This window comes from Weissella thailandensis (genome assembly GCF_005405465.1).
GTDB classification, from domain to species: Bacteria; Bacillota; Bacilli; order Lactobacillales; family Lactobacillaceae; genus Weissella; species Weissella thailandensis.
Window position 1 is genome coordinate 1 of record NZ_BJEC01000030.1, and the last position, 9,066, is coordinate 9,066.

A 9,066-nucleotide genomic window follows, 5' to 3' on the forward strand; every position below is an offset into this window, starting at 1 on the left:
ACTTTGATGTATCAGTTGATTACTTAATCGGACACAAAAAAACGTCTAACCATGGCACTGGTCAGACGTTGGGTAATTAGCTTGGAGACAAATTACCCTCTAAGAATAACACGGAGAACGATATATGACAAAGAAATATGAGACATGGGCTGTATTAGATACAGGCAAGGAAGTTCATTATTTTGAAAGCTCATATCATGACGATTGGCGTAAAGCGCCAAACACAACGTATATCAAGTTTCAACAATTAGTGGAGGAATAACAAATGAGTGAAAACGAACTGCAGGCAATGGAAACAAAGCTACCAGAGATATATACAAATGACGGCGAGATTATACCAGTCACTCAATTAACTGAGAAAGATTTTGAGAACATGGACGATCGTACGTTAGAAGAAGTCAACTACATGTTCAAGATTGCCAGCAAAGCACAAAAGACGGCTAAAAAGGTTATAGACAAACGTTTGAAAGATGGGCATACATTTAGCCGATACGTTTATAAAAAGCGCAAAATCGATAAATTTGACGATGATAACAATGATTTCAAAGAAGAGTTGGTCGAGAAATATGGCTTTGATGCTGTAAAAGTTAAAACACCAAATAAGTTGCGAGAAAAATTTGGCGATGTCGTAAACAAAGACATTGAACCACACCTTGTTCATGGCGAAACAAACTATGCCACTTTTGAATAAATTGAGATAATGAAATGACTGAAAATACAGTAGCAGAATATAACAACCTAATTGAAGCATTATGCGCTATTCAAGATGCCGTAGAGCAACCTAAAAAAGATGCAAGCAACCCAATGTTCAAATCAAAGTATGTGCCATTAGAAGCAGTAGAAGCAGCGGTACTAAATGCTAAGAAAAAAGTCCACGCCAAAGTATTTATAAACTATGAATTAAAAGATGGTGTTATGTGGGTAATTATGGAAGGCTATGGCGATAAACGAGAGTATCAAGGTGCTCCAGTAGCAGACAACCTTGGTAATCGAGGAACAAATGCAGCTCAAGCAGAGGGATCAGCAGAAACATACGCCAAACGATACTCATTATCAATGGCATTCATGATTTCAAGTGAAGTTGATGATGATGGCAATGCTGTTCAAAACAAACAAAACACCAATCAATCGCAAAATAAGCCTAAAAATCAACTGAACTCAACATTTGGTGGTGTCGCTAAAGCATTCAGGGAAAAGAACCAGTTGGCAGAAGATGCAATGTATCAAGCTATCAGTCAACAATTTGGAGCTAATATTAATAATTTCTATGCGTTCAATAAGCTGAATGATCAACAAAAAGAAGCAGTTATTAACTGGCTAAAGCAAGGAGTTAATTAATGGAACTCTGGGGACGAATTACGGCGATTAAAGGTAATCAAATAGCGGTCACGCTTGAAAGCCGTGAAGAGCTGGCAAGCTTGTCCCTGTTTACTACCGAAGAGCAACCACAAGTCATTGTGGACGTGCAAGATGAGCGACATTTGAGCAACTTACAACGTAGGAAAGCCTACGCAATCATGGGTGAAATTGCTAATTGGACTGGTTATATACCAGAAGAATGCAAAGAGTGGTTGAAATACTTTTTCACTGCTGAAACAGGAAACCCATACTTTAGTTTTGCTAACACAGATATGACAACGGCTAAACGGTTTATCACGTTTTTATTGGACTTTGCTATTAGAAATGGCATACCTCTGAAACACAGTGGCATCACTTATCAGGACGACATAGACACCTACATGTATATGTCTTTGAAATATCGCTCATGCGTTATATGCGGCAAGCCTGCCGATATTCATCACGTAAATTCTGTAGGAATGGGAAACGACCGTAAATTAGTTGATCACCGACAAAAACATTTAATTGCTTTATGTCGTGAACACCATCAACAAGCACATCAAATGGGTTGGCCCATGTTTAAAGAAAACTATCACGTTAAGGCAATTTTATTAGACCCACAGACACTGAACCAACTAGGCATTATGACCTACAAACGAATGGAGGAAATAGATGATAAACAACGTCGTACTAATTGGCAGACTCACTAAGGATATTGAATTAAAGCACACTACCTCAGGGGCAGCGGTGGCTAGTGCCACATTGGCTGTACAACGCTCATTTACGAATAGTAATGGTGAACGTGAAAGTGACTTTATCAACTTTGTTATTTGGCGTAAGAGTGCTGAAAACATGGCAAATGTGACGGCTAAAGGTTCAATGGTTGGTATTAGTGGACGTATTCAAACACGTAGCTATGACAACCAACAAGGACAAAAAGTGTTCGTTACCGAAGTGGTTGCTGACAATTTCTACTTGTTAGAAAGCAAGGAACAAACAGAGCAACGCAAGCAAGGTACACCGAATAATTTCAACAATAATCAAGGAAATAATAATCAGGGAAATTTCAACCAAGGTAACAATTTTAATCAAGGCAACCAAGGCGTTTTCCAACAGCCACAACAACGACCACAACCTAAGCAACAACAAACTGGTTTCTCGTCTGAACAAATGAATGGCAACAATCAGAACTTTGAGGATAAATTACCGTTTTAGGAGGCAACATGGCTAATAAAAAATTCTTTTGGATAAAACTTAAGCAAGACTTCTTTAATGACCCATACATTAAGTTGCTACGCAGAATGGCTGGTGGAGACACATACACAATCATTTATCTTGAGATGTTAGTTAAAAGTGCTTCAACTAACGGCATGATTTATTTTCAAGGTGCAGGACGAGATATTGCTGAAGAATTGTCTTTAATATTAGATGAAAATGTCGAAGACGTTCGTGCCTTGCTTGCCTATCTTGAAGCCAAAAAGCTTATTACACACCCAGAAATTAAAGAAGATATGTTTCTTGTAGCAAGCGCTGATTTAACAGGTTCTGAAACCGACTCGGCAATGAGAATGAGAAAGTTTAGAGAGCGGCAAACGTTACATAGTAACGGCAAAACGTCACTTAGTTACGCAGGTGTGACAGACCGTTACGATAAGGAAGAGGAAGAGTTAGATAAAGAGTTAGATATAGAGCAAGAGGTAGATAGAGAGTTAGAGAAAGAGAAAGAACCTGTAAAACACCTCCCTGCTATCTCTGAACGTAACCAATTAGCTCAAACAATCGATAAAACAGGTTTTTCATTAGTGCTGTCTCCAAATCAAATAGAAAACTTATACGCTTATTTTGAAGATGATGGTTTAGAAATCGGTGTTGTAATCATGGCATTGGAAGAGGCGTCCGATCTAGGGAAACGCAACTATAAGTATGTACGAGCCATTTTAGAGAACAAGCTAAAAAATGGCATTGATACAGTTGGTAAATGGCAAGCTGAAAAACGTGATTACAACGAGCGTAAGTCTAACAACCAAGTGCCTAAAAATAGTGAAGCTGAAGAGTGGGCTAAAGAAATGGAAGCACACTGGAGGGGCGAACTATGACAGATACAATGCAAGGCTGGGTTCAACAGTTACGAGCCAAGGGCTTAGAACCAAAGACACTCACACCAGAGCAACGTGCTGCCAAAGAACAAAAAGATGCACAAGCTATCACAGCTAAGTGGCAAGCACAGGAACGCAATAAATATTTAGCGGCTAGTCTGTGGGGTGATGAAGAGCAACGATCATTTACCTTTACGGATTGGCAACCAACTAAACAGGGTGACAACGAGCAAATCGCCAGAAATGTTGCTAATCAAGCATATAAGGTCATGAAAGAGTTAGAAAGCAAATTATTCAACGTTATGTTTTATGGCAAAGCAGGGACAGGTAAAACGTCCTTAGCATTGGCGATATTGGATGGACTATCTGATAAATATTCTAAAATGTTCGTTTCCCTAGTTGAGTGGCGAGATATGACCTATAAATCGTTTCACGACGAGAAACTACAACAACAATTGGCGGTAGTTGAAAAATATATGAGAGAAGCAGATGTGTTGATCCTTGATGACTTTGGTAAGGAAACGCAAAAGGAAGCTAAAGAAAAAGTGGCAGGTATGTTGTTCAGATTGGCGGATGCCAGAAAAGGTAAGGCAACGATTATTACTTCAAATGATAATGCGGTATCCCTTGCAAACAAGTATGACGGCGCAACGCTATCACGACTTATTCCTAAGAACCCTGCACATGTTATCGCTATGGATAAGTTACGAGATATAAGGGAGGCATAGCAATGGACGAAGAACCAAGATATGAATTGCACGCCCATGTACTGAATGAAGATAGGTATTGGGGTGCATATCCGTTGAAACAGGTGGCATACCAACAAGAATATTTAGCCAGTGTTTACGGTATGAAACCCAGTGATTTTAAGATTGTACGGGTGGGCTAATGGCAAAGTTAATCATTCCACTAACAGCATTTATGATACCTAAGCGCAATAAGCAGGGCGTTGTGAATTCTGTAAAAATTACGTTGAATGAATGGATCGATATTCACGGTGTTAAAAAAGGCGTTGGGCGCAGGATAGCTGCGAGTTATAAATCACGCATTCAGGCAAAAATAATGCCGTATGTGGCGCAGGCAATGGTTGACGGACTGCCACCAATTGATAAAGACACGAAGTTTCATTTTAGTTGGTATTTTCCTGACCGACGCACGGACCTAGACAACTGGACGTTTACACACAAGTTCATATTTGACGCTTTTCAGGCTAGTTCAGTTCGGGGTAGGGTATTTATGCCTAACGACAATTTAAAGTACGTGGTGGCGACGTATGACGATTTTATGGGGGTTGATAAGAATAACCCGAGGGTAGAAATAGATTGGAGTAATGAAGATGGGGGATAAGCAAATCAGAATTGAACGTGAACGAAAATATAAATATTTTGTCGAGTTATACAACCAAGGTGTAAGCAAATCAATGATTGCTGAAAAGTTAAATCTAACGACATCTGCAATTTGTGGAAAAACTTATTTAAAGCGATTAGAAGCTGATGGTGGCAAATATGTGCCTAAAGGTAACTTCCCTACGGAAAACACGACCAAGATAGATAACGCCTTGATGATGGATCTAGTCCACCAAATCGAAGATAAGTATGAACAAATGACTCACGCACCAGAGAGTGACCCACAACTTCAGGAGTTGAGACGAGTAGTCAACGGCAAATAGAACAAGCAGCCGAGGGTGAAAAGACTGTAAAGCCCGTGTTGAGATGATAACAAGCAAGCAAAAACGAGAGTATGCCCAGAGTCGTGGCTATCGCAGTTGGTTTGAAATGGTGCATGACCAAGAGCTGACGACATTGGAAGTTCACCGTATCGAGAAGATGGTTGAGAGGGAGAGCTGATGAAAATTAGCGAATTGATTGATGAGCTAGAGAATCGAAAGCAAAACTATGGCGATATGGACGTGTTTGATATTACAGGGCGTCCATTCACACATACAGTCATGATTTATGAAGATAATGAGATAACGTTACAGATACGTAGCTGACGTTTTAAGACGTTTTTAGGCGGATTAAGGTAATTAGTCACAAATGATATAAAAGTGGCTTATACGGCAAATTAGAAAGGGATAAGGGTCGATGATACCAAAGTACGTGGTGTTTAATACAAACGTGACTGACAGACAGGGGCAAACGTTGCCAGTTGGTCAAGGAAACGATTTAGATGAGTTGTTGAGCATCTATCATGGCAAGGCTTACCAGATTATGAAAGTTAAGACGTTGAGTGATCGGGAGGAATGGTAAATGGCAAATGAAAAATGGACTCCTGTTCCAATTGTTCCATATAACATCAAATATTTAGTATCAAATCTAGGAAACGTAAAAAGTATTGATAGACAAGTTAATTATCGGCAAAAAACGTCTAAAATTCTTGCTAAAAGAATATATCCAGGACGATTATTAAAACAATCAACTAGTGTTGAGGGATATAAATTTGTGGCGCTCAAAATTGATGGAAAAACTAAACAAATATATGTTCACAGGTTAGTTGCTATGGCTTTTCTTGATGGATATGATGATGATTTAGTCGTAAACCATAAAAATGAAAATAAAGCTGATAATCGTTCTGCAAACCTAGAATGGTGTACACAAAAATATAATGCTAATTATGGAACGAGAAATGAAAGAATGCGAAAGAGTTTGATTGAAGCAAAGAAAGGGAATCGTCATGCAAATACAATCTAATACAAATTATTTTAAGTGGTTATGGTTAGAGTTAAAATCATTGAACGCAGCAGGAGCAGTGATGTTATCGTTTATAGTAGGTGTACAACTTGCATTTTACTTATCAGCACCAATAACCATGTTGTCTACGATAACATTACTTGCAACGCTGGTTGGTTCGGCATGCACGGTGTATATGAGTTTAGGAAAGCCAATTAATGGACTGTTAGGTCTGATTAGTGCGATTGGGTTCATCTACATCAACTGGACGGCTGGACACTATGCCAGTGTGTTAGATCAACTGGTATTCGTTGCCTTGATTGATTTACCGCTTATATTCACTTGGAAAACGTGGGGGCACAAGGTTGAGAATGGTGTGAAGTTCTTAGACAAGACAGGTTGGGTGTTGACGTTAGGTTTTATCTTAATCGCTTGGTATCCAATGATGATGGCATATACAGCGCTAGGAGACAGCAACCCACTGTGGGATAGTATCGTGTTGATCATTGGAGCAACTGCTAGTTTGTATGTTTTCAAAGGATATGGGGACAGTTACACACTTTGGTTACTATCTGACTTTGTTAATATTGCCCTATGGGTGTCAGCGCTATTTGCAGGCTATTCAGCAAGTTCTTTGCCTATGTTACTAACTATGAGCTTCTACCTAGCAACAGCTGTCTATGGACGTTTCTGGAGCATTTGGCGAGGTAATAAGTAATGGCAGATATGATTAATCATCCAGCACACTATACAGCTGGTTCAAAAGAAGTGATCGACATCATGCATGAAGCTTTAACGTTTGAAGAATTTACAGGTGCTATGAAATTCAATATTGCAAAGTACACATTTAGAGTTGGTAAGAAAGATGAACCGCAAAAAGAGATGGGAAAGGTAGCAAACTATTCCGATTATCTAGCTATGCATTTAGCTGGTGAATGGGAAGAGGGTGCGCATTAGGTAACATGAGAGTGTATTACTATTTCAGAGACCATAGTGGCTGGTTTAAAGAGAATTACACGATGGACGGTAAATTATACTGGACACACACTAATAACCTTAGAGAGGCGTTTAGAGTGGATAGCAAGTGGCCAATTAAATATCAGGTAAGTAAGCAGTTGGCTGGATATTATTACTGGGTGGAATTAAGAAATCAGTATCAAAGATTGATATAATAGCATTTGCTCGCTGTTAATAGCAGTGGGTTTTTGTTATAATTATAAAAGAATAGTTGTTCAGTTAAGGAGGCGTGCTATGGCGGATGTGTTGGATAAAGTGTTAAGCGATTATTTTACAGGGCGATTAGAAGCAAATATCAAGTTACGCAAGATGGAAATACAATCCAACGTTAATCGTACGCCTGATGAAAATATCGGTGGTGGGCGTAAACAAAACGACTACAACAATCCAATTGAGTTGCACATGATTAAAGAGCAACATGATGATCAACTACAAAACTGGATAATGCAGAAAAACATCATTGATATGTTTTATCCAACAGCAGTTGATTATCAGCAAAGGGTACTGGAAGCTAGATATGGAATGCGCAAGAGTTGGATAGAGATTGCACTTGATGAGCATGTTGATGTTAGAACGGTTATTAGGTGGCGTGATGATTTCAAAAGTGGGATTGAAGGTCATTTGATGAGTACGTTTCCTATGTCATTTTCGTACCAATTAAGTGGCATGAATGCCGTCTAAATAGGCGCATAATATGTATTGTGGAACAGTTGGTTAGATGATTCTATCCCTCTATTATTTGTACGTGTGACTACTGCCAATCACTGTTCTACATAGCAAGCGTGGCGGAATAGGTAGACGCTAACGGAGTTATAAGACAAAGATGGTGAAAAAGGGTGCTGGTAATGACGGAGACTAAATAAATCTGATAAAGCACACATCTATAACATATAAGAGAGATTAACTTCAAGCCACGACCTCACTCAACGATAGGTACGAGTAGCTCCTAATCTTATATGGTGTCATGTTAGGTGCAAATCCTAACCGCTTGCATCGAGTGCTGGACACTCTACCTGAATTAGTAATGGCGATAACTAATCAGTGAATAATCGTCAATACCCAACAACGAAACGGTTGCGCAGACGCCGTTGTGAAAACTGCTAGATAGGCATAAAAGATATTCGAGTTTGGTTAAAGATATTAAAGTCGTCCTTCACAGAAGACAAGGTAGCTTCTGGAAGGGTGCATACATATTACTTAAGGTTATCCAATCGGGTAGCCTTTTTATTTTGCACTGAAAAGGAGTACAGCATGTAGATGAGTAGCCAATGGTATCGCCGATTAGAAGATCAGATTATCGGCACAATTGATAAGAAGGAAAAGAAAGCTGATGAAGCACAAAATAAAAAGCGAGGTGGGTGATATGTAATGACCGAGAAGTGGGAAAACGCAGAACAAGATTATAACGCTGGTATGAAGTACAAAGACATAGCCGATAAGTATGGTGTAACAATCAATACGGTTAAGAGTTGGAAAAGGCGTTATGAGTGGGTGCGAAATAAGAGTGCACCGCCTCAAAAAAGTGTGCACACAAAAAGCAAAAAGGGTGCACCCGAAAATGAAGTGGAACAGGTCATTGATGGACTAGCTGATAGTGAATTGACTGATAAGCAAAAAGCTTTTGTTATCGAATATGTGAGACTATTCAATGCTACGCAAGCATATATCAATGTGTATGATGCGGACTATGACACGGCAATGGTTAACGGTTCTAAGATGCTAAGAAACGCTAAGGTTAAATCTCTGGTTCAAGAGATGAGACAAGCACGTTTACATGACCTAGGCGCTAATAAGGAAGATATTTTAGCAAACCTTATGAAGCAGGCGTTTTCAGACATTGGGGACTATTGGATCTGATTACATGACTAACCCAATCACGCAATTGAAGTGGATGAAGTCATACGTTAATGGACGTTATGGCGGTATTAAAAATGCTTATGCTTTCT

The 9,066-nt window shown here is 39.3% G+C and carries 18 protein-coding genes; all 18 read left to right on the top strand.

Annotated features, from left to right (window positions below; genetic code table 11):
• Positions 1–124 precede the first annotated feature (124 nt).
• Positions 125–262, top strand: coding sequence for a hypothetical protein (locus FFM62_RS10175; RefSeq protein WP_165845847.1), 138 nt, complete (start codon positions 125–127; stop codon positions 260–262).
• A gap of 3 nt (positions 263–265) precedes the next feature.
• Positions 266–691 (top strand): hypothetical protein, encoded by a 426-nt coding sequence (locus tag FFM62_RS09635; protein ID WP_115470264.1) that lies wholly within the window; start codon positions 266–268, stop codon positions 689–691.
• Positions 692–705: 14 nt separating this feature from the next.
• The gene (locus FFM62_RS09640) at positions 706–1,338 is read left to right on the top strand and encodes an ERF family protein (RefSeq protein ID WP_115470265.1); all 633 of its coding nucleotides are present in this window, start codon (positions 706–708) and stop codon (positions 1,336–1,338) included.
• Positions 1,338–2,048, top strand: a complete 711-nt coding sequence (locus FFM62_RS09645) for a putative HNHc nuclease (protein ID WP_115470266.1) — start codon at positions 1,338–1,340, stop codon at positions 2,046–2,048. The genes FFM62_RS09640 and FFM62_RS09645 overlap by 1 nt, the downstream gene beginning before the upstream one ends.
• Positions 2,011–2,553, top strand: a complete 543-nt coding sequence (gene ssb, locus FFM62_RS09650; protein ID WP_115470267.1) for a single-stranded DNA-binding protein — start codon at positions 2,011–2,013, stop codon at positions 2,551–2,553. Before FFM62_RS09645 ends, ssb begins: the two co-directional genes overlap by 38 nt.
• A gap of 8 nt (positions 2,554–2,561) precedes the next feature.
• On the top strand, positions 2,562–3,434 hold the full coding sequence (locus tag FFM62_RS09655) for a phage replisome organizer N-terminal domain-containing protein (protein ID WP_115470268.1): 873 nt from the start codon (positions 2,562–2,564) through the stop codon (positions 3,432–3,434).
• Positions 3,431–4,162: a DnaA ATPase domain-containing protein gene (locus tag FFM62_RS09660; RefSeq protein ID WP_115470269.1), complete on the top strand. Its 732-nt coding sequence runs from the start codon at positions 3,431–3,433 to the stop codon at positions 4,160–4,162. The genes FFM62_RS09655 and FFM62_RS09660 overlap by 4 nt, the downstream gene beginning before the upstream one ends.
• A 2-nt stretch (positions 4,163–4,164) precedes the next feature.
• On the top strand, positions 4,165–4,323 hold the full coding sequence (locus FFM62_RS10180; protein WP_165845848.1) for a hypothetical protein: 159 nt from the start codon (positions 4,165–4,167) through the stop codon (positions 4,321–4,323).
• Positions 4,323–4,781 carry a dTDP-glucose pyrophosphorylase gene (locus FFM62_RS09665; RefSeq protein ID WP_115470270.1) on the top strand — a complete coding sequence of 153 codons (459 nt, stop codon included), beginning with the start codon at positions 4,323–4,325 and terminating at the stop codon, positions 4,779–4,781. The genes FFM62_RS10180 and FFM62_RS09665 overlap by 1 nt, the downstream gene beginning before the upstream one ends.
• The gene (locus tag FFM62_RS09670; RefSeq protein ID WP_115470271.1) at positions 4,771–5,103 is read left to right on the top strand and encodes a hypothetical protein; all 333 of its coding nucleotides are present in this window, start codon (positions 4,771–4,773) and stop codon (positions 5,101–5,103) included. The genes FFM62_RS09665 and FFM62_RS09670 overlap by 11 nt, the downstream gene beginning before the upstream one ends.
• 177 nt (positions 5,104–5,280) lie before the next feature.
• Positions 5,281–5,427 (top strand): hypothetical protein, encoded by a 147-nt coding sequence (locus FFM62_RS10185; RefSeq protein ID WP_165845849.1) that lies wholly within the window; start codon positions 5,281–5,283, stop codon positions 5,425–5,427.
• Between the two features lie 91 nt (positions 5,428–5,518).
• Positions 5,519–5,683 carry a hypothetical protein gene (locus tag FFM62_RS10190; RefSeq protein ID WP_165845850.1) on the top strand — a complete coding sequence of 55 codons (165 nt, stop codon included), beginning with the start codon at positions 5,519–5,521 and terminating at the stop codon, positions 5,681–5,683.
• Positions 5,684–6,124 carry an NUMOD4 motif-containing HNH endonuclease gene (locus FFM62_RS09675; RefSeq protein WP_115470272.1) on the top strand — a complete coding sequence of 147 codons (441 nt, stop codon included), beginning with the start codon at positions 5,684–5,686 and terminating at the stop codon, positions 6,122–6,124.
• Complete coding sequence (gene pnuC, locus FFM62_RS09680; protein ID WP_115470273.1) at positions 6,108–6,821, top strand: nicotinamide riboside transporter PnuC; 714 nt, start codon at positions 6,108–6,110, stop codon at positions 6,819–6,821. Before FFM62_RS09675 ends, pnuC begins: the two co-directional genes overlap by 17 nt.
• Positions 6,821–7,060 carry a DUF3310 domain-containing protein gene (locus FFM62_RS09685; protein ID WP_115470274.1) on the top strand — a complete coding sequence of 80 codons (240 nt, stop codon included), beginning with the start codon at positions 6,821–6,823 and terminating at the stop codon, positions 7,058–7,060. Before pnuC ends, FFM62_RS09685 begins: the two co-directional genes overlap by 1 nt.
• Positions 7,061–7,354: 294 nt before the next feature.
• A complete protein-coding gene (locus tag FFM62_RS09695; protein ID WP_115470276.1) occupies positions 7,355–7,801 on the top strand; it encodes a DUF722 domain-containing protein in 447 nt (148 codons plus the stop codon).
• A gap of 687 nt (positions 7,802–8,488) precedes the next feature.
• Entirely contained in the window at positions 8,489–8,977 is a 489-nt protein-coding gene (locus tag FFM62_RS09700; RefSeq protein WP_115470277.1) for a terminase small subunit, read from the top strand.
• Positions 8,978–8,981: 4 nt separating this feature from the next.
• Positions 8,982–9,066, top strand: an 85-nt coding sequence (locus tag FFM62_RS10535; protein WP_503827242.1) for a hypothetical protein, incomplete at its 3' end; no start/stop codon positions are given.

Excerpts from the sequence above, each read along its gene's own strand:
- FFM62_RS10175 (WP_165845847.1), top strand. The coding sequence starts at position 125 with ATGACAAAGAAATATGAGACATGGGCTGTATTAGATACAGGCAAGGAA.
- FFM62_RS09635 (WP_115470264.1), top strand. The coding sequence starts at position 266 with ATGAGTGAAAACGAACTGCAGGCAATGGAAACAAAGCTACCAGAGATA.
- FFM62_RS09640 (WP_115470265.1), top strand. The coding sequence starts at position 706 with ATGACTGAAAATACAGTAGCAGAATATAACAACCTAATTGAAGCATTA.
- FFM62_RS09645 (WP_115470266.1), top strand. The coding sequence starts at position 1,338 with ATGGAACTCTGGGGACGAATTACGGCGATTAAAGGTAATCAAATAGCG.
- ssb (WP_115470267.1), top strand. The coding sequence starts at position 2,011 with ATGATAAACAACGTCGTACTAATTGGCAGACTCACTAAGGATATTGAA.
- FFM62_RS09655 (WP_115470268.1), top strand. The coding sequence starts at position 2,562 with ATGGCTAATAAAAAATTCTTTTGGATAAAACTTAAGCAAGACTTCTTT.
- FFM62_RS09660 (WP_115470269.1), top strand. The coding sequence starts at position 3,431 with ATGACAGATACAATGCAAGGCTGGGTTCAACAGTTACGAGCCAAGGGC.
- FFM62_RS10180 (WP_165845848.1), top strand. The coding sequence starts at position 4,165 with ATGGACGAAGAACCAAGATATGAATTGCACGCCCATGTACTGAATGAA.
- FFM62_RS09665 (WP_115470270.1), top strand. The coding sequence starts at position 4,323 with ATGGCAAAGTTAATCATTCCACTAACAGCATTTATGATACCTAAGCGC.
- FFM62_RS09670 (WP_115470271.1), top strand. The coding sequence starts at position 4,771 with ATGGGGGATAAGCAAATCAGAATTGAACGTGAACGAAAATATAAATAT.
- FFM62_RS10185 (WP_165845849.1), top strand. The coding sequence starts at position 5,281 with ATGAAAATTAGCGAATTGATTGATGAGCTAGAGAATCGAAAGCAAAAC.
- FFM62_RS10190 (WP_165845850.1), top strand. The coding sequence starts at position 5,519 with ATGATACCAAAGTACGTGGTGTTTAATACAAACGTGACTGACAGACAG.
- FFM62_RS09675 (WP_115470272.1), top strand. The coding sequence starts at position 5,684 with ATGGCAAATGAAAAATGGACTCCTGTTCCAATTGTTCCATATAACATC.
- pnuC (WP_115470273.1), top strand. The coding sequence starts at position 6,108 with ATGCAAATACAATCTAATACAAATTATTTTAAGTGGTTATGGTTAGAG.
- FFM62_RS09685 (WP_115470274.1), top strand. The coding sequence starts at position 6,821 with ATGGCAGATATGATTAATCATCCAGCACACTATACAGCTGGTTCAAAA.
- FFM62_RS09695 (WP_115470276.1), top strand. The coding sequence starts at position 7,355 with ATGGCGGATGTGTTGGATAAAGTGTTAAGCGATTATTTTACAGGGCGA.
- FFM62_RS09700 (WP_115470277.1), top strand. The coding sequence starts at position 8,489 with ATGACCGAGAAGTGGGAAAACGCAGAACAAGATTATAACGCTGGTATG.